The 20,308-nt window shown below is 73.3% G+C and carries 10 protein-coding genes; all 10 read right to left on the bottom strand.

Annotation, left to right across the window (positions count from 1 at the left end):
• Positions 1 to 9: 9 nt before the first annotated feature.
• The 10 genes from NFS20_RS19655 to nuoL all read right to left on the bottom strand — a co-directional run bounded on the left by NFS20_RS19655 (position 10) and on the right by nuoL (position 20,301).
• On the bottom strand, positions 10 to 864 hold the full coding sequence (locus NFS20_RS19655; protein ID WP_251153489.1) for a PP2C family protein-serine/threonine phosphatase: 855 nt from the start codon (positions 862 to 864) through the stop codon (positions 10 to 12).
• Positions 861 to 2,540, bottom strand: coding sequence for an RDD family protein (locus tag NFS20_RS22190; RefSeq protein WP_285821160.1), 1,680 nt, complete (start codon positions 2,538 to 2,540; stop codon positions 861 to 863). Before NFS20_RS22190 ends, NFS20_RS19655 begins: the two co-directional genes overlap by 4 nt.
• Positions 2,540 to 5,053 carry a transglutaminase-like domain-containing protein gene (locus NFS20_RS19640; RefSeq protein WP_251153488.1) on the bottom strand — a complete coding sequence of 838 codons (2,514 nt, stop codon included), beginning with the start codon at positions 5,051 to 5,053 and terminating at the stop codon, positions 2,540 to 2,542. Before NFS20_RS19640 ends, NFS20_RS22190 begins: the two co-directional genes overlap by 1 nt.
• Positions 5,053 to 6,345 carry a DUF58 domain-containing protein gene (locus NFS20_RS19635; protein ID WP_251153487.1) on the bottom strand — a complete coding sequence of 431 codons (1,293 nt, stop codon included), beginning with the start codon at positions 6,343 to 6,345 and terminating at the stop codon, positions 5,053 to 5,055. Before NFS20_RS19635 ends, NFS20_RS19640 begins: the two co-directional genes overlap by 1 nt.
• Positions 6,346 to 6,421: 76 nt before the next feature.
• Positions 6,422 to 7,396 (bottom strand): AAA family ATPase, encoded by a 975-nt coding sequence (locus NFS20_RS19630; protein WP_251153486.1) that lies wholly within the window; start codon positions 7,394 to 7,396, stop codon positions 6,422 to 6,424.
• Between the two features lie 40 nt (positions 7,397 to 7,436).
• Positions 7,437 to 13,370, bottom strand: coding sequence for an Ig-like domain-containing protein (locus NFS20_RS19620; RefSeq protein WP_285821159.1), 5,934 nt, complete (start codon positions 13,368 to 13,370; stop codon positions 7,437 to 7,439).
• Between the two features lie 389 nt (positions 13,371 to 13,759).
• Positions 13,760 to 14,764 (bottom strand): polyprenyl synthetase family protein, encoded by a 1,005-nt coding sequence (locus tag NFS20_RS19615; protein WP_251153485.1) that lies wholly within the window; start codon positions 14,762 to 14,764, stop codon positions 13,760 to 13,762.
• A gap of 38 nt (positions 14,765 to 14,802) precedes the next feature.
• Complete coding sequence (gene nuoN / locus NFS20_RS19610) at positions 14,803 to 16,629, bottom strand: NADH-quinone oxidoreductase subunit NuoN (protein WP_251153484.1); 1,827 nt, start codon at positions 16,627 to 16,629, stop codon at positions 14,803 to 14,805.
• Positions 16,626 to 18,293 carry an NADH-quinone oxidoreductase subunit M gene (locus tag NFS20_RS19605; protein WP_251153483.1) on the bottom strand — a complete coding sequence of 556 codons (1,668 nt, stop codon included), beginning with the start codon at positions 18,291 to 18,293 and terminating at the stop codon, positions 16,626 to 16,628. Before NFS20_RS19605 ends, nuoN begins: the two co-directional genes overlap by 4 nt.
• 10 nt (positions 18,294 to 18,303) lie before the next feature.
• Positions 18,304 to 20,301, bottom strand: a complete 1,998-nt coding sequence (gene nuoL / locus NFS20_RS19600; RefSeq protein ID WP_251153597.1) for an NADH-quinone oxidoreductase subunit L — start codon at positions 20,299 to 20,301, stop codon at positions 18,304 to 18,306.
• Positions 20,302 to 20,308 lie beyond the last annotated feature (7 nt).

The raw sequence follows: 20,308 nt of genomic DNA, 5'->3' as shown, positions 1-20,308 counted from the left end.
AGCGCAGCGTCACGCCATGCCCCCCATCTGGAGTCGAGCCTCTCTCGGCAAGGTGTCCTCGTCGACCGTCGAACCCGGCTCGGGCGTCCGCTCCCGCGGTGCGGTGCTCCCACCGCTCGTGTCGTCGGACACGCCCGTCGCGTCGACGACGACGACTGTGATGTTATCCCGACCGCCGGCCGCGATCGCCTCGTGCACGAGGCGCTCGGCGGCACCCTGCGGGTCCGGGTTCTCGAGGAGCACCTCGGCGATCCGTTCGTCCGACAGCTCGCCCGTGAGGCCGTCGGAGCAGACCAGGATCCGGTCGTGCCGGTGGATCGGGACGTACCAGAAGTCGGCCTGCGGCACCCCGCGCGAGCCCAGCGCGCGGGTCACGACGTGCCGGCGCGGGTGCGTGAGCGCCTCGCTCGGGGTGAGCAGACCGGCGTCGACCATCTCCTGGACCTCCGAGTGGTCCACGCTCACCTGCTCGAGGCGCCCCCCGGACAGGTGGTAGGTGCGCGAGTCCCCGACGTTGACCACGAGCCAGTACGGGTTGCCGTCCTGCTCGGCCACCGCGACGCCCGTCACGGTCGTCCCCGCACCGCGGCCGGGCTCGGTCGTGATCGCGCGGACGTTCTCCTGGGCGACCGCGAGGTGCGTGCGGACGTCGTCGGGCGTCACGACCTCGAGGTCGGCGAGCGGCCGGAGGGCGTCGACGGCGGTCGCGCTCGCCACCTCGCCCGCGTCGTGGCCCCCCATGCCGTCGGCGACGACGAAGACCGAGCGCGAGACGAGGAAGCGGTCCTCGTTGAGGAGGCGCCGTGCGCCGCGGTGCGACGCGGCACCCCAGGCGAGGTGCACCTCGGTCTCGGGGGTCGTCATGCCGGTCCCGGGTGCACGACGAGGCGACGGTCGCCCACGTGGATCGTCGCGCCGACCGGCACGCGGACGCGTGCGCCCGGCGCCGCGACGCGCGGGGCGGTCCCCGGGGCGGACACGACGGTCCCGTTGGTCGATCCGCGGTCGCTCACCCACAGACCGTCCGGGTCGACGCCGAGCTCGACGTGCGTCTTCGAGACCGACCGCGTCGGGTCCTCGACGGCGACGAGGATCCAGTCCTCGCCGTCGGCCGGCTGGGGGTTGCGCCCGACGAGCGCGGGGCCGTCGACGACGCGCCGCTCGCCTGACTCGAGCTCGAGCACGACGGTCACGACCGGCGCGGGCTCCATCGCCCGGACGTCGCGGGCGCCCATGCGCGTGCTGTCCCACTCCGGGTCCTCGGGCTCCGCGACCGGGGCCGCGGCCCGGGCGTGCACCGGCTCGGGCGTCTGCGCGACGGCCTGTGCGGGGACGTGCTGCTGGGGGTGCGGTGCGGCCTGGGCGGGCACGGCCGGACCGGCCGATCCCGGGACGCCGGTGATGAGGCCGCCACCGCTGCTCGCGGGCGAGGACGCCGACGACGGGAAGGCCCACGGGTCCGGCAGCGGTGCCGGGGGCTGCCCTGCTCGTCCGGCCTGCGTGGGAGCGGGCTGCCCCGACGGTGCCGCGCTCGTCGGCGCTCCCGTGGGGCGCGGCGGCGCGGGGGGCGCGTACCCGGTCGGCGAGGCCCCGGTCGGGTAGCCGGGAGCCGGGGCCGGCGCGTACCCGCTGGGCGTCGCGGCCGGCGCGTACCCGCCAGGGGCGTATCCGCCGGTCGGCCCGTACGCGTCCTGCGCGGGGTACCCCGCTCCAGCCCGGGTCCCCGCGGCCGGCGGGACGAGCGACGCGACGCCCTCGAAGCCGTCGCGCGCCGGGGCGACGCCACGGGCGTCGACGACGACGGACCTCGCCACCTTGTCCTGCCAGCCCTGGCGGCGGCCCGACGAGTCGAACGCGGGGCTCAGGACGACGACGAGCTGACCGACGAAGACCACGATCGAGCCCGCCCCGACGACGAGCCAGCGCAGGAACGCCCGCCCGAAGCCGACCGGTGCGCGGGTGGCGGCGTCGAGCGTGCGGATCCCGGTCGCGAGGTTGCCCAGGGTCTTGCCCGTGGTGCCCTCCCAGAACCAGAGGCCGACCCACCACGCGATCGCGATCACGGCGGCGACGACGTAGACGCCGAGCAGCCTGCCGAGGAGGGCCGACGCCTCCTCGGCGCTCACGGTCCGGGTGCCGCCCAGGAGCGGGACGCCGACGACCGCGGTCCCGACCAGGAGCACGGCGAGCACGATCACGCCGATCGCGGCGCCGTCGACCAGGTACGCGAGGAACCTGCGCCCGACGCCCGCGTACGGCGCCGTCAGCAGGGTCGGCCCGCCGGACGACGGTGCGCCCAGCACGGCCTTCTGCGTCGCCGTGTAGACCTCGGGCTCGGTCGTGGTGTCGGGCGCGCCGCCGCCGGAGGCGAACGGCGGCAGGCCCGGTCCGCCCGCGGCGGCCTGGACGCCGCCCTGCGGCCCGGCCACGGCCGAGGCGACGGGACGACCGGTCCGCGGGAACGGCTGGCCGCACACCGCGCAGAACGCCGAGCCCGACGACTGCGCGGAACCGCACGCGGCGCACGTCACGTCCGTCATCACTTCTCTCCCTGCTTCGTCGAGGAGCCCTTCGTCGGGTTCCGCGACGACGTGGTCGTCGGTGTCGAGCCGCGCCGGAGCCACGACGTCAGACGTCGCGTCCCGGCCCGACCGGCGGACCGGGCCGAGCGCAGCGACCGGGTCGACAGCGCGGCACGGATCCGGGCACGCCGGTTCACGGAGGAGCGTAGCCCTCCGACGACTCCGTCGACGTCCGCCCAGAACGCCTCGATCTCCTGCTCGGTCGGCTCTCCGGCCCCGAAGACCGTCGCGTCGGCGCGGTGGGCGAGCGGGATGGTCGTCGTCGCGCCGAAGGTCTGCGCGATGACGCCCGCCCCCTCGCGCCGGGTGGAGCCGGACGGGACCGGCGTCCCGAGGTCGGTCGCCGCGTCGAGCACCTCCCGCCAGCCGCCGCTCACCCGGTCGACCGGGCGCTCGGCCGCGCGCCGCCGGGCCCGGCGACGCGACTTGTAGGCGAGGATCAGCACGATCGGCAGGGCGATCAGCGCGAGCGGGACGGCCACCGCGACACCGATGATCAGCACGGTGCCCCAGTCGAACCCGTCGCTGTCGGCCTTCTCCTTGTCCTCGTCGTCGACCTTGCCGGCCTCCGCCTCCGCGGGCTCCTCCGGGGGCTCCGGGTCCTCGAGCACCGGCGGCTTCGGGACCTGCAGGCTCTTCGGCTCGGGCTGGATCTTGTTGTCCTCGTCCGGGATCGCCGTGATCGGCACCCACCCGTAACCGACGAACGGCACCTCCGCCCAGGCGTGCACGTCGGCCCCCGTCGCGGTGAACGGCTCCCCCGGCTCCAACGGGTTCTTCTCGTCGGGGTAGAAGCCCATGACGACGCGCGCCGGGATCCCGGCCTGGTTCGCCATGAGGGCGAGCGCGACGGCGAACTGCTCGTCGTCGCCGACCATCTCGTCGTCGGCGAGCAGCGTGTCGATGCGCTCCGCGGAGTGACCGGGCCGCGAGGGCGGCTGGTTGTCCAGGCCGCTCGAGAAGATCCCGCTGGCGACGAGCCCGTCGCGCAGCGCGAAGAGCTGGTCGACCGGGTCGGTCTCCTCGCCCATGAACTGGGCGCCCTTGCCCGCGAGCGAGACGGGCAGCAGGCCCTTGGGGGTCGGCGGCACCGGGACCTGGTCGATCGCACCGGCCCGCAGGTCCTCCTCGGTCGGCTCGGGCGTCACGCGCGTGGCGACGGTGTACGTGTCCCCCGGCCGCAGTCCGGCGGTCGTGAGCGCCGTCCCCGTCGTCGCGTTGTAGTACGTGCCCTCGGCGAGCTCCCGCGCGCGGCTCCCGGTGTACGAGATGCCCGCGAGGGTGCCCGTCTCCGGGACCCACACGCCCGCGTAGTCGCCGACGACGACGTCGAGGGTCGCCTCGGTGCCGGGCGCCACGGTCGCGATCTCCTCGCCGGCCCGGGTGTACACACCCGAACCCGGCAGGCCGCTCGACGCGTCGTAGACGACGCCGTTGTAGGCGTCGAGCGTCGCGAGCCGGACCTTCGTGCCCGCGGGGAGCCCGCGCACCGTGAAGAGCTCGGCCTCCTTCATGTCCTTGGCGTACTTGCGGAACGCGGTGAGCGGGCTGACGTACTCGTGGAGGTCGAGCGGGGGCACGACCGTCTCGCGTAGCACGGTCCGCGGTGCGTCGGGCAGCAGGGCGGGGCCGCCGAAGGCGGCGGCGACGGCACCGACGGCGAGCATCGCCGCGCCCGCGCGCACGCGGTGCCACCACAGGCGACGCGTGGCGGCCTTGCTCGCCTCCGTCGTGACCTGGTGCGCGCCGAGCCGTGCGGCCGTGACGCGCCAGCTCGCCCACAGGAGACCGACGATCCCGACGACGAGCCCCTGCACCACGGGGTAGGCCGCGATGACCGTCCCGAGGAGGATCACGCCGACGAACGTCACGACCAGCGGGACGAGCGCCCAGGCGGCGTGCTTCGCGCGCCACGCGATCGAGCCGGCCACGAGCGCCGTGACCATCATCAGCAGGTACGGCACCACGGCGAGCTCCGGGAAGGAGTGCAGCGGCGGGACCGTCGTCACGAACTCCTTCCACCCGGTGACGGAGCCGAGGAGCAGGTTCCGGACCGTGTCGAGCGACGGCAGCACGCCGCCGATCGCGTCCGCGGGCAGCGCGAGCACGCCGCCGAGCAGGACGTAGGCCACGACCGCGACCGCGAGGACGGTCACGGCGGGCCAGCGCCGCCAGGCCCCGAGCCACGCGACGCCGAGCCCGACGACGACGCCCCCGACCGCGGGTAGGAGGTAGCCGGTGGAGCCCCAGACGGGGGCGAACCCGACGACCGTCGCGCCGAGCACGACGACCAGGGCGACGGCGTCGACGGCGCCCAGCGCGGTGAGCGCGCGAGGACGTCCCTCGCGGAGGCGGGTCGTTCCCCGGCGGGACGTGCCCGACGACGTGCCGGAGGGGGCGCCGGACGGGGTGCCGGGCTGTCCCGACGGTGCGCGGCGCGAGCCGCGGGTGGTGGTACCGGTGGCGCTCATCAGTCGTTCAGCCTCCGCAGGGCGAGCGGGAGCTCGCCGAGCTCCCCGATCGTCAGGACCACGAGCTCGGCGATCGCGTGCCGGCTCAGCGACGCGCCCGGGACGCACTGGATCGCCATGACCCGCACGTCCTGGGGCAGCCGCGCCGACGCCGCGCGGAGCTCGGTCGGCGTCACGCGCGACCCGACGATGAACGCGACGACCGACGCGTCCGTGATCGTCAGGCCCGCGACGCGCGCGACGTCGACGAGCGACGCCCGCTGCGACCGGGTCTCGACGCGCGCGAGGTCGTCGAGCAGCCGCGTCCGGTGGTCGCCGCGCAGGTTGCCGTCGTTGACGAGCACCGTGACCCCGCGGTCCTCCTTGATGGCCTGGAGCCCGAGCGAGCCGCACGCGCTCACCGCGAGCTCGAACTCGTCGTCGTTCGCGTAGTCCTCGGCGCGCGTGGACAGGAGCACCGCGAGGTGCGAGCGCCGGGTCTCCTCGAACTGGCGCACCATGAGCTGACCCGTGCGCGCCGTCGTCTTCCAGTGGATGTGGCGCCGGTCGTCCCCGGGGACGTAGTCCCGCAGCGCGTGGAACGAGACGTCCGAGTTCGAGATGTCCGTCGTGACGCGGCCCTCGAGGTCCTTGAGGAAGCCCGTCGACGACCCGGAGAGGTTCTTCACGCGCGGGTGGACGAACAGCTCCTCCGGCTCGGTCCACACCACCTCTCGGCGCAGGAGCGCCAGCGGGTCGGCCCGCACCGAGCGGACCGGCCCGACGGAGATCACGGAGCGCCGGTGGGTCGGCACGGTGAAGATCTCCTCGTGGTTCGCCCCCGGACGCAGGCGCGGGACGGGGAACGTCGCCATGCCCTGGCCGACGGGAAGCTCCATGACCGACGGCAGCAGCGGGCGCGACGAGTCGTTCTTCACGTCGAGCCGGCCCACCGCCCTGTCCCCGACGGTCACCCGGCGCTGCGCCAGGTCGAGCACGACGGCGTAGCGGAAGCGTCCGAGCACGAAGACGACCGCCGCGAGCAGCGCGACCGTGAGGAGGATCGCCACGACGACCAGCTCGAGCCACGAGTAGCGCAGCCCCGCCCACCACGCGGCGACCGTAGCGACGACCGTGGCCCAGCCGAGCGGGCTCACCGCGGACGTCACCGGCTCGAGGGGGGCGAGCGCCCGGCCGACCCCGGCCAGGGCGCGGGCCACCACGTCCCGGAGGGGACGCAGGAGCCCGGCGAGCGCGGTCGACGGCGGGGTGCCGGCGGTGGCGCCGCGGGATCGGGGTCGTGAGGCGTTCATCGTCCTGCTCTCGGAACGGGTCCTGCGAGATGGGTGTCGGGCGGTCCGCACCGCCGGGGAGGGCGGCGCGTCCGGGTCAGGCGCTGCGGCGCTCCTGCGGCGCGGCGACGTCGGCGAGGAGGCGGCCGAGCACGGCCTCGCTGGTCGCGCCCGCGAACTCGGCCTCGGGGTCGAGGACGAAGCGGTGCGCCCAGACGGGCTGCGCGAGCTCCTTGACGTCGTCGGGCAGCACGTAGTTGCGGCCGTGCGCCGCCGCCCAGACCTTGGTGGCCCGCACCAGCGCGAGGGCACCACGGACCGAGACCCCGACGCGGACCTCGGGAGCGTTGCGCGTCTCCTCGGCGAGCCGGGAGATGTACTCGAGCACCGCGCCGTCGACGTGCACGCGCGCGCCGAGCTCGGCCATCTCGGTGACCGCCTGCGTCGTGATGAGCGGCTGCAGCGTCTTGCTGCGGTCGCGCACCGACGCGCCCGAGAGGATCTCGACCGTCGACGCGTGGTCGGGGTAGCCGATCGACGTCTTCATGAGGAAGCGGTCGAGCTGTGCCTCGGGCAGCCGGTAGGTGCCGGCCTGCTCGATGGGGTTCTGCGTCGCGATGACCATGAACGGGCGGCCGACCTCGTGCCCGACGCCGTCGACCGTGACCCGACCCTCCTCCATGACCTCGAGGAGCGCGGACTGCGTCTTCGGCGACGCGCGATTGATCTCGTCCGCGAGGACGATCGACGCGAAGATCGGGCCCGGGTGGAAGTCGAACTTGCCCGTCTTCTGGTCGTAGATCGTCACGCCCGTGACGTCGGAGGGCAGCAGGTCCGGAGTGAACTGGATGCGCTGCTGCGTGCCCTGCACGCTGGCCGCGATCGCTCGCGCGAGCGACGTCTTGCCGGTGCCCGGCGCGTCCTCGAGGAGGACGTGGCCCTCGGAGAGCATGCACGTCAGCACGAGGCGCACGACGTGGGGCTTGCCCAGCACGGCCTGGCCGACGTTGCCGACGAGGCGGTCGAAGGTCTGAGCGAACCAGGCGGCCTGCTCGGGGGTCATCGTGGTCATTGTCGCTTCCGTTCGATGTCGCGGGTACGTGGCGGGGTGCTCAGTACCAGGCCATGCGGTTCGTGGTGCCGATCGTCGTCTCGACCCACACCTGGGTGCCGGGGCCGCCCCACACGCACTGCTGGCCACCGGAGTAGTTCCCGTTGCCGTCGGTCCGCAGGTTCCGGTACTGGGCGTCCTGGAAGTAGTTGCCGGAGCCGATCCGGTTCCCGCCCGCGTAGCACGTGGAGCGGAAGGACGTGTTCGGCGGACCGTCCTTGATCGTGAGGTAGAGCTCCGCGCAGGACGAGTGCTGGCAGTTCCCGGGCCAGTTGCCGTCGGGCAGCTTGTGGTTGCTGCCCTTGCTGACGGTGAACACCGGCTCGGGCTTCTTGTCCGACGTCGCCTCGCGGCACGTCTGCTTGGCCTCGCCCTCGGTCGGCGTGACGGTCACGCAGATCCGGCGGGTGTCGGAGTAGCCGACGTTGAGCGAGCCCGACCCGTTCTTGGCGGACGAGCTGACCGCGCCGGTGACCGACGTCGTGTAGTCCCGCCCGTTGCCGGACGTCGACCAGCTGTAGGAGATCGTCTGGTTGCCGCCGTTCATCGCCACGTCCGGCGCGGGGATCGGGCCGTACGGCGACTCCGCGTTGGCGCTGGCGGCCGGCCCGGGCTCGGTCGTGCCGGCGACGCCGGCGAGGGCGCGGACCTTGATGGTGTAGTTCCGACCGTTCTCGAGGCCGGCGACCAGCTTGTCGGCGCCGAGGGCGGCCCAGCCGCCGCCGGCGTCGTACTGGTACCGGATCTCGTCGGCACGCACCCCGTTGCCCGACGCGGCGCCGAAGGAGAGCTGGATCCGCCCGTTCGCCCCGGTCGCGTCAGCGCGGAGGTTCGACACCTGGCCGGGCGTCGCGAAGGCGCGCACCGGTGCGGAGGGGGGCGAGAACTCGGCGTCTCCGAACTTTTCGGTGGCCTTGTTGTGCGCCCGGACACGGAACGTGTAGTCGGTGGTCGAGGCCGGGACGGGGACCGTGGCGCTGGTCGCACCGCCGCCGGCGGTGACGGTCTTGGCGACGGCACCGCCCTGCAGGGCCTCGACGGTGTAGCTGGTGATCGGGCCACCGTTGTCGTGCGGCGGGGTCCAGGAGACCGTCATCTGCACCTCGTTGCCGAGCCCGCCGCGCGAGACGGTCGGCGTGGCCGGTGCCGCCGGCTTGCCGGCCGGGATCTCCGGCGCCGAGGTCTCGCCCCACTCGGACGGGTCGGGTGCGCGGTTCTCGGCCTGGACCTGGACGGTGTAGGCCTGGCCGTTGGTCAGGCCCTCCCAGGTGGTGGTGGTCTCGGTCAGGCACGTCTTGTCGGTCGCGCCGCCGGCGGGGGCCGGGGAGATGCGCAGGTTGACGCACTCGATCGCGGACCGGTCGGTGTAGGTCGCGTTCTTCCGCGCGGCGGTGAGGGACTCGTCGCCGACGTCGTTGGTCGCGAACACGGTGAACGTGTACTCGACGTCGTTCGTCAGCCCGTCCAGGGTGCAGGTCGTGGTGCCGCACGCCTTCTCGTACCCGTTCTGGGACCGCACGGTGTAGCCGGTGATCTCGGCGCCGTTGTTGTTCGGCGGGTCCCAGGACAGCACGACCGTCTTCGAGCGGACCTCCTCGACCTGCGGCGTGGGCGGCGCCTCGGGCTTGCCGAGCACGGTGAGCTGGATCCGGCCCTCGACCTCGCGGTCGGGGTCCTTCGTCGCGTCCTGCACGCGGTAGCGCACGACCATCACCCCGACGAAGTCCTCGCGCGGCGTCACGGCGACGGAGTCACCGCGGACCGTGGGCGTGCCCTGCCCCGTCTCGACGACGGCGTCCAGGAGCGTGAGCGGGGTGTCGGGGAACGGGTTCGAGTCGTTGTCGAGCACGGGGACCACGGTCTCCTTGCCCTGGTGGGCGTCGGGGACCGCGTCGTCGTTCGCCCGCGCGAGCGGGCGCGTCGACGCCACCACGGTCAGGGTCGCGGCCCCCTCGACCGGCGGGTGCTCGCCGTCGGTCACGGTGATCGGCACCTGCACGACCGTGCCCTTGGGCACGTCGGGCGTGGCCTGGGCCTGCAGCGTCGAGCCCTCCACGGCCAGCGTGACACCCTGCGGCTGAGCGGTGGTCCGGAAGGTCAGCGGGTCGCCGTCCACGTCCTCGACGAAGCGCGCGAGGTCGACGGCCGCCTCCTCGCCCGCGGCGACGTCCAGGGTCGGCGACCCGACGATCTCGGGCGGCAGGTTCTCCGGCGGCAGCACGCTGATCGGCAGCGTGAGCAGCGCGGTGCTGCCGTCCGGGTCGTCCGGGCCCGAGCCGTCGGTGACCTCGAACGTCACGGCCGCGGGACCGACGTAGCCGGCGGTCGACGTGTACGTGATCTGCGTCGTGCTCGTCACCTCGCGCGATCCCTCGAGCGCGGTGACCTTGTCCTCGACGGTCAGCCGCGGCGTGCGGCCCTCGACGACGAGCACGTAGTCGGTGATGTCGATCTCGAGCGGCTCGCCGCTGTTGACCTCGAGCGGGGCGATGCCCGGGCGGAGGGTCGGTGCCTGGTCCATGAGGCCCGGCACCTTGACGAACGCCTTGGCGGTCAGGCCGTCGGGGTCGGTCGCCGTGTACGTCACGACCTGGCGCCTCTCGGTCAGGGTGACCTCGAGCTCGTTGCCGTCGGTGACCGCGACGGTCTCCCCCTCGACGGCGACGGTCAGCTCCGTCGCCGCGCCGTCGGGGTCGTCGTCGTTGTCCAGCACCGGGACGGTGACCGTCGTCCTGCCCAGGATGTCCTCGACCGGCACCGTGTCGTCACGGGCGACGGGCGGCTGGAGCGGGGCGTCCGCGGCGACGTTCACGGTGATCGCGCCGGTCGCACGCGCCCCGTAGGTGTCCTGGATGCCGTAGTAGAACGTGTACGAGCCGTCCTCGGCGGGCGTCGTCACGACCACGCGGTCCGCGACGACCTCGGCGTCCATGCCGTGCTCGTCCTCGACCGCGGCGGGCACGAGCGCGATCTGGTCGCCGTCCGGGTCGGTGTCGTTGACCAGCGCGGCGACGGCGACCGTGCGTCCGGGTCGTACCGTCACCTCGTCGTCGACGGCGACCGGCGGCTGGTTCGTCTCGCCGGGCGCCGAGATGCCCACGCGCACGGAACCCGTCGCCACCGCGCCGCGCGCGTCGAGCACCGTGTAGGTGAACGAGTCGAGCCCGACGGAGCTCTTCGAGGCCGCGTACTCCACGACGCCGTCGACGACGCGGGCCGTCCCCTTCGACGCCGGCGCCCCGATACCGGTCACCTGGACGGAGTCCCCGTCGGGATCGATGCCGTGCACCGGGATGTCGATGCGCACCGACGCGCCGGAGAGCACGCGGGCCTCGACCTGGCGCGGCTGCGGCGGCGCGTTGTCCTCACCGTCGCGGATGCGGATCGTCACCTGGGCGGAGTCCTCCTGCCCGTTGGCGTCGCGCACCCGGTAGATCGCGTAGGCGGTCCCGGCCTCGGGCCCGGCCTTGAACCGCAGGGTGTCCTCGGAGACGAACGCCTCGCCCAGCGCCGGGTCGACGTCCTGCTCCAGCTCGGGCTGCAGGAACAGCTCGAGCCCGTCCGGGTGCGTGTCGTTCTTCAGGACGGGGATCGTCACGACGTCGCCCGCGTGGACGGTCACCTCGTCGGCGGCCGCGTTCGGCGGCTGCAGCCGGGTCGGGGCGGGCACCGGCACGACGCGCACCTGGCCCGTGGACGTCTCGGTGCCGTTCGAGACCGTGTACTCGATCGTCACGGGCCCGTCGAGCCGCCGGATCTCGGTGATCCGGAGCATCTGGTGCGCCAGCACCGCCACGGAGACGCCCGCGTCGGCAGGGACGCGCACCGACTGCACCACGAGCACGCCGCCCGCCGGGTCGGTGTCGTTGGCGAGCACGTCGACGAGCGTCTTGCCGCCCGTGGGGAGCAGCGCGGTGTCCGCGACGACGATCGGCGGGCCGCTCGCGGCGTCGGGCGGCAGCACGTCGACCCGGACGAGGCCGGTCGTGGCGTCCGGGCCGTCGGTCACCTGGTACGTGAGGTCGTAGGAGCGCGGCTCGTTCGAGAAGAACGTGAACGTCCCGGCGTCGTAGTTCGGCGTGATCTCGGCCGGCGCGGACTCCGAGACCGACGCGAGCCGCAGCTCGTCGCCGTTCGGGTCGGAGTCGTTGCGCAGCGGCTCGACCGTGACCGGCTGCCCGGCGGGCACCACGACGTGGTCGTTCACCGCGATCGGCGGCTGCGTCCCCGGGAGGACGTCGACGAGCAGCCTGCCCTCGGCCAGGCCGCCCAGGCCGTCGGCCACCGTCAACGTGACGATCTTGCGGCCGGTCGATCCCCCGGCGTCACGGAACTCCACGGTCCCGTCCGGGCGCGAGCGCACGTCGTCCCCCGCCGACGTCGCAGCGGCCGACGCGAGGTACAGGTCGTCGCCGTCCGGGTCGCGGAAGAACGGCAGCACCTTGATCGTGGCGGTCCCGCCCTGCGCGACCTTGAGCACGGGGTCGCCCGTCGACTCGGGGATCTCGTTCTCGCTCCACGGCGAGATCTTCAGCGAGACCCCGGCCTCGGCGACGCCACCCCGTCCGTCGGACACCGAGTACCGGAACCCCTGCGTGCCCTCGGCGTCCTCGGGCACGACCGCCTGCAGCGCCGCACCGCCGAGGATCTGCTGCACCGTCGCGTTGCCCGGCGACTCCCCGACCAGCGAGGCCGTCATGACGTCGCCGTCCGGGTCGACGTCGTTCGCGAGCACCGGCAGGATCGTCGTGCGCCCGGGGCGGGCCCCGAACACGTCGTCCTTCGGCTGCGGCGGCTTGTTCGGCTGCGACCGGTCCGCGATGAACTGGTCCACCTGCTCCGGGTTGGTCAGCTCGGCGTCGGACTCCTCGCCCTCGGCCTCCTCCGGGAGCTGCACGTCCCAGTCGTCGACCTTCTCGTACTCGTCCGCCGCCATCCACAGCGTCCCGGCCGCCAGGTCGTTGAGCACCACGACGTGCCGGTTCACCCGGTACTCCAGGCGCGCCTGCGGGTCCACGCCCTCGAGCCGCTTGTCCACGTCGTTGTCCGGCCCGGCGCAGTCGCGGATCACCTGCCCGGTCGAGCCCCAGGCGCCGTAGGTGCAGCCGTCGAGCTGCACCGGGGCGGACGGCACGCCGTCGGCCCGGCGCACCTGGGCGTCCCCGCCGCCGAGCGGCTGGGTGACCAGACCGGTCGAGGTCGCGACGACCACGGAGTCCGAGCTCTTCGACGGCTGCTGCAGCTGGGCACCGTCCGCGCCCTCGACGCCGACCGTCTTCCCGTCGGGAAGGACGAGCTGTCCGCCCGACCGGTCGAGGACGACCGGTTCGTCACCGACCGCTGTCACGGCCACGTCGGCGCCCGTGCTCACCGGGAGGTCGAGCTCCTCCGGCTCCTCGGCCGTCCCCTTCGACGTCGTGCCCACGGTCCACAGCGTCCCGGTCGACGGGACCGCGACGAACACCGTGCCGTCGCCCGAGACCGTCAGCGCGCCGTCACCCTCGACCTCGGCGACCGGCTCCGTCTCCTCCGGGTCGAACGCCGTCGCACCGTCGAACGGCAGCACCCACAGCAGGCCCTCCTCACCGTCGAGCACCGCCGTCGTCGCACCCCCCGACGCCACCTGCGCCCCCGCCGGCAGCCGCACCTGCCCGTCCAGCGTCAGGTGCGCCACCTCGACCGGCGACGCCGTGCTCGTCCCCTCGTCGTCCAGCAGCACCCGACCCTCGTCCTGCTGCACGTCGAACGACGCCGACCCCGCCACGAGCACACCGTCGATCGCCTGCGACTCGTAGTTGAACCGACCCAGCTGCCCCGACGACGTCTTCGTCACCCACACACCCGAGTCGTTCAGCTCCACGTCGGCCGTCGCCTCGCCCTCGTAGAACCACGCGAGTCCCACCAGTGCCGTCGAGAACACCGACACCGTCGTCACCGACGCCACGGTGCGTCGGTTGTCGTTCAGGCGCGCCAGAAAGCCCACTGGTCCTCCGAGATCGGGTCGGTGGCGACCGGCTTCCGTCCTGTCCCCCGTCGCTCCGTGTCGCCGGGCCCCGCACCGATCGCGCACACGAGGATAGCGTCCCCGTGTGTCGGTTTCGTCACTGCGTCATGGGGAGAAGTCCCCCGTCCGGTGATCGGGCACCGGTCGCGGCGGAGGTCTCAGGGAACACCGACGGGCACGACGGGGACATGTTCGCAGGTCATCGATGCCTACGGCAACGACCGTCGTGGACCGCCGACCGCCTCACCGGTCCAGGAGGACCGCCGGGATCTCACCCGCCGACGGAACGGCGACGAGGGCGTGGGCGACTCCTCCGTCGGTCAGGCAGCGCGGTCGGCGAGCGCCTCGGCGAAGGTCCGCAGCGCGTCGACCACAGGCCCGTCGGGGAGACCGTCGAGCTCTCCCGCCGCGTCACGGGCCCACCGCACGGCCAGCGCACGCGTCTCCGCGACGACCTCGTGGCGGCGCAGGGCGGCCACGGCGTCGGCGAGCGCGGCGTCGTCGGACAGGTCGGAGTCGAGGAGCTCGACGAGCGCGACGTCCGCCGCGTCGGCAGAGCCGTCCGCGACGCGCGCGCGCAGCAGCAGGACGGGCATCGTCGGGACCTTCTCGCGGAGATCCGTGCCGGGCGTCTTGCCCGACTCGTCGCCCGTCGACGCGAGGTCGAGCACGTCGTCGGCCAGCTGGAACGCGACCCCGAGGCGCTCCCCGTAGGCCGCGACGGTGTCGACGGTGCGCGCGTCGCACCCCGCGAACATCGAGCCGAGGCGGGCCGACGTGGACAGGAGCGACGCGGTCTTGTCTGCGAGCACCTGGAGGTAGTGCGCGACGGGGTCCTCGCCCTCGCCGGGGCCGACGGTCTCGTGGAGCTGGCCGAGGCACAGGCGCTCGAAGGTGCGCGCCTGGATGAGCACCGCCTCCGGTCCGAGCGCAGCGACCGTCGAGGCCGCGCGCGCGAAGAGCAGGTCACCGACCATGATCGCCACGGAGTTGCCGAAGACGGCGTGCGCCGCCGGCGCCCCGCGCCGCACGGCGGCGGAGTCCATGACGTCGTCGTGGTACAGCGACGCGAGGTGCGTGAGCTCGACGACGACGGCGGCCTCCACCACCTCGGACCGGTCCCCGTCGCCGAGCTCCGCCGCGAGCAGCGTGAGCAACGGTCGCAGCCGCTTCCCCCCGGCGTTGACGAGGTGGCGCGACGCCGTGTCGGCGAGCGGGTCGGCGTGCGCGACGGCGTCCCGCAGCCGGGTCTCCACACCCGCGAGCCGCTGCGTGAGCACTGCGGCGAGCTCGGGGTCGGAGATCGGGATGGCGGTGGTCGTCACGGGGGTCGTCCGTGCGGGCGGCCCGGGAGGAGCGGAGGTCACGGGACGAACTTAACCGCCTCTGCCGCCAGATCGAGAACCGGGGAGGGGAACACGCCCAGGACGAGCACGCCGAGCGCGCACACGGCGATCGCGACGGTGGTCGGTCCGTTCGACCGGACGACGGTCACGCCGACGCCGCCGTCGGCCTCCGCGGCCTCGTCGGCCGGGGGCGTGAAGAACATGAGGACGATGATCCGGACGTAGAAGAACACGGCGACCGCGGACGCGAGCACACCGACGACGGCGAGCACCCACGTCGATCCGCCGCCCTGCCCGTCGGGTCCGGCGACCGCCGCGCCGAACGCCGTGAACTTGGCGATGAACCCCGCGGTGAGCGGGATGCCGGCCATCGAGAGGAGGAACAGCGCGAACGCGCCCGCGAGCCACGGGCTGCGCCGCCCCAGGCCCGCCCACTGCGCGAGGTGCGTGGCCTCGCCGAGGACGGCGCCGGCGTCGGGCACCGAGGCGCGGGACGGGTTGTCGGGGACGCCCGCGGGCCCGTCGCCGCTGCCCGACGCCGCGTCGTCGCCGCTCGCGGTGAGCTCGCCCGCCGCTGCGCCCGTGCGTGCCCCGACGACGGCGGGGGCCGCGGTCGGCAGCGTGGCCGACGACGGTGCCTTCTCCCGCACGAGCGTGACGACGGCGAACGCGCCGACCGTCGCGAGACCGTAGACGAGGAGGTAGAACACGGTGGCGCGCAGCGAGAGCTGGGAGAAACCGACGACGCCGACGAGGATGAAGCCCGCGTGCGCGATCGACGAGTACGCGAGGAGTCGCTTGACATCGGTCTGCACGGCGCCGACGGCGGTGCCGATCACCATCGTCAGCAGGGCGACGACCCACAGCGCGACGAAGAGGTCCTGGCGCAGGTCGGGCGCGCCGTACTCCAGGCCGATCGCGACGGAGTAGAGCACGCGCAGGAGAGCGCCGAACGCGGCCGCCTTGGTGCACGCCGCCATGAAGCCGGTGATCGGGGTGGGGGCGCCCTGGTAGACGTCGGGCGTCCACGCGTGGAACGGCGCCGCGCCCACCTTGAAGAGCAGACCCGCGAGGATCAGCAGCATCCCGGTGAGCACGAGGCCGGGCATGTCCGCGACCGGGCTCTCGCCCGTGGCGAGGGCCCGCTGGATCTGCGCGAGGTCGACCGACCCCGCGTAGCCGTAGATCAGGGCGACGCCGAAGACGAACAGTGCCGACGCGAACGAGCCGAGGAGGAAGTACTTGAACGACGCCTCCTGCGACAGCAGCCGGCGTCGGCGTGCCATCGCGGAGAGGACGTACAGCGGCAGCGAGAGCACCTCGAGCGCGACGAACATCACGAGGAGGTTGCCCGTCGCGGGGAAGATCATCATGCCGCCGACGGCGAACAGGACGAGCGGGTAGACCTCGGTCTGCTCGAGGCCCTGGCGACGCGCCAGGTCCTCGTACGGCGAGCCGGGCACGGCCGCGGCGGTGGGAGCGAACGCGTCCTGCCCGGTCGACGTCCGGTCGGCGATGACGAGGATCGCCAGGAGGGCGAGCAGCACCACGGTGCCCTGGACCGCGAGGCCGAAGGGGTCGACCACCATGGACCCGCCGAGCACGCGCACGCCGTAGGTGCCGGTCGTGGGGTCGCCCTGCACCGCGGGGTCGCGCCACAGCACGACGATCGCGGCGAACGCCGCCGCCGTCGCGAGCAGCGCGAGCACGACCTGCGTCGTGCGGCGCACGCGCGCCGGGACGAACGCCTCGACGAGGACGCCGACCACGCCGGCGCCGAGCACCACGAGGATCGGGACGAGGTAGAGCCAGTCGACCGTGGGGGCCACGAAGGAGTCGCTCACGACTCGCTCCCTTCTGCGGTGGTGGGCACGGTGTCAGAGACGGAGGTGTCGACGACCCCGGCGACGTCGGCGGCTGCGGCAGGTGTCGGGTCGGGGGCGAACGGGTCGGTGCGCGGCGGGTCCTCGACCCCGGCGGGCGCGAGGTCGGACAGCGTGACCTCGGCCGGCTCGTCCACGAGGTCGAGCGCGGGCGCCGGGTAGAACCCGAGCACGAGGAGCAGCGCGATCAGGGGCGCGACGACCCACTTCTCGCGGCCTCCCAGGTCCGGGAGCTGCTCGAGGCCCTCTCGCGTCCGGCCCGTGAACACCTTCTGGTACGTGAGCAGCACGTAGAGCGCGGCGAGGACGACGCCGAGCACCGCGACGAGCGCCGCCCACGGGCTCCGGGTGAACGTCCCGAGGAGCACCATGATCTCGCTGACGAACGTCGACAGACCGGGCAGCGAGAGCGCCGAGAGGCCCGCGACGAGGAACGTGCCCGCGAGGACGGGCACGACCTTCTGCAGCCCGCCGTAGTCCGTGAGCCGCTGCGAGCGCTCCGGGTGCCGCGCGACGAGGAACCCGGCGAGCAGGAACAGGGCGCCCGTCGAGATGCCGTGGTTGACCATGTACAGCGACGACCCCGCGACGCTCGTCGTCGTGAACGCGAAGATGCCGAGCACGATGAACCCGAAGTGGGACACCGACGTGTAGGCGATGAGCCGCATCAGGTCGCTCTGCCCGATCGCCATGAGCGCGCCGTAGAGGATCGACACGACGGCGAGGACGATGACGACCGGCGCCGCCCACGCGCTCGCGCTCGGGAAGAGCGGGAGGCACAGGGTGAGCATCCCGAACGTGCCGACCTTGTCGAGCACGCCCACGAGCAGCGTCGACGTGCCCGCCGGCGCGTGCTGCGCGGCGTCGGGCAGCCACGTGTGCACCGGGAACAGCGGCGCCTTGATCGCGAACGCGAGGAAGAAGCCGAGGAACAGCAGGCGCTCCGTGGTGACCGGCATCGGGTTCGCGGCGAGGTGCTCGACGAGGTTCGCCGTGAGGAAGCCCTGCGGCCCGCCCGGACCGTGCAGGTAGAGCGCGATGACCGCCGCGAGCATGATCAGGCCGCCCGCGAGCGAGAAGAGCAGGAACTTCACCGCGGCGTACCGTCGCCGCGCACCGACGCCGAACCCGCCGATCATGAAGTAGACGGGGATGAGCATCGCCTCGAAGAGGACGTAGAAGAGGAACACGTCGCGCGCGACGAACACCGCGACCATGAACGCCTCGAGCAGGAGCACGAGCGCGAGGTAGTGGCGCAGGCGGCGTACGTCACCCTCCTGCTCCTTCCACGCGGCCCCCACGACGAGGGGGACGAGCACGACGGCGAGCGCGACGAGCGCGAGCGCGACCCCGTCGGCGCCGACGGCGTAGCTCGCGCCGATCTGCGGGATCCAGGCGTAGGTCTCGGCGAGCTGGACCGTGCCGGAGGCCGCGGTGTCGAACGCGGTGAAGGCGCCGACGAGCAGCGCGACCTCGACGAGCGCGGCGCCGAGGGCGATGCCGCGGACGGCCCGCAGGGCGCCGGGGCCGACGCCGCGCGTGCGTGCCGCGGCGGTGAGCCACACCGCGGCCGCGCCGACGACGGGCCACGCGACGAGGAGGGTGAGCCAGGGGAAGCCGTTCATGTGAGTCTCCTCAGCTCGCGGTGCCGGTGGTGAGGGCGAGGACGACGGCGGCGATGACGACGAGGCCGCCGAGCATGGTCGCGCCGTACGAGCGCACGTACCCGTTCTGCCAGCCGCGCAGCCACTCGCCGACCTTGCCGACGAGGCCCGCGAGGCCGAGCCACCCGCCGTCGACCATCTCCTTGTCCGCGTACACGAGCGACCGGGTCAGGTACTGGCCGGGGCGCATGAACACGGTCTCGTTGACGTCGTCCTGGTAGAGGTCGCGACGGGCCGCCCGCGTGAGCGCCGTGCCGCGCGGGGCGCGGACCGGGACGAGGGAGACCACGTACTGGCGCCACGCGAGCGCGAGGCCGGCGAGGACGAGGAGCAGCGTGAGCGCGATGAGCGACCACACCGGCAGAACCGGCTCGTGGTGCTCGGCGTGCCCCGTCACCGGCTCGAGCCAGTCGACGAACCGCGAGCCGGCGGCGAGGAACCACCCGAGCCCGACCGACCCCACGGCGAGGACGATCATCGGCCACGTCATGAGCCGCGGGGACTCGTGCGGGTGCTGCACCGGACCGTCCTGCGACCCGAGGCCGTCGACGTCGCCGCGACCGTCGTTCCAGCGCCGACGTCCCAGGAAGGTCATGAAGAACAGGCGCGACATGTAGAACGCGGTGATCCCCGCGCCGATCAGGGCCGCGCCGCCGAAGACCCAGGCCCGCCACGGGGCGCCGTCGACGGGCACGAACGCGGCCTCGATGATCTTGTCCTTGCTCCAGAAGCCCGAGAACGGTGGGATGCCGAGGATGGCGAGCCAGCCCATCATGAACGTGATCCACGTGACCTTCATGAACCGCGAGAGACCGCCGAACCGTCGCATGTCGACCTGGTCGCCCATGCCGTGCATGACCGAGCCGGCGCCGAGGAACATGCCCGCCTTGAAGAAGCCGTGGGTCACGAGGTGGAAGATCGCGAACGCGTAGCCGATCGGGCCGAGGCCGGCCGCGAGGATCATGTAGCCGATCTGCGACATCGTCGAGGCGGCGAGCGCCTTCTTGATGTCGTCCTTCGCGCAGCCGACGACCGCGCCGAAGATCAGCGTCACGGCGCCGACGATCACCACGACGAGCTGCGCGGTCGGCGCGCCCTCGAAGACCGGCGCGGACCGGACCACGAGGTAGACGCCCGCGGTGACCATCGTGGCGGCGTGGATGAGGGCCGAGACCGGCGTCGGGCCGGCCATCGCGTCGCCGAGCCACGCCTGCAGCGGGAACTGCGCCGACTTGCCGCACGCGGCGAGCAGGAGCGCGAGTCCGGTCGCGGTGAGGAGCGCCGTCGACGCCTCCGGCACCTGCTCGAACACCGTCGTGAAGTCGACCGCACCGAACGTCGCGAACATGAGCATGAGCGCGACGATGAGGCCGATGTCGCCCACGCGGTTCATGACGAACGCCTTCTTGGCGGCCACCGCGTAGTCGCGGCGGTGGTTCCAGAACCCGATGAGCAGGTACGACGCGAGGCCCACGCCCTCCCACCCGACGAACAGCAGCAGGTAGGAGTCGGCGAGGACGAGCACCAGCATCGCCGCGACGAACAGGTTGAGGTACGCGAAGAACCGGCGCCGGTCGACGTCGTGCTCCATGTACGCGACCGCGTAGACGTGGATGAGCGTGCCGACGAACGTCACGAGCAGCACGAACGTCATCGACAGCGGGTCGATGCGCAGGCCGGCCGCGACGTCGAGACCCCCGGCGGCGATCCAGTCGAAGAGCCGGTAGTCCACGACCCGCTCGTCCGCGGGCAGTGACAGCATCGACAGGAAGACCCACGCGCCGACGAGGAACGCCGCGCCGGACATGGCCACGCCGAACCACGCGCCCCACCTGTCGCTGCGGCGCCCGGCGAGGAGGAGGACCGCCGCGCCGAGCAGCGGCAGCACGACGAGCAGCGGCGCGGCGAGGAACGGGCCGGGGACGACCGTGCTCGCGGGCACGATCGTGGTCTCGAGGGGCAGGAGCATCGTCACT

The organism is Cellulosimicrobium sp. Marseille-Q4280, assembly GCF_943181405.1.
In the GTDB taxonomy this organism is placed as follows: domain Bacteria; phylum Actinomycetota; class Actinomycetes; order Actinomycetales; family Cellulomonadaceae; genus Cellulosimicrobium.
This window is presented reverse-complemented; position numbering and strand designations above follow the sequence as displayed.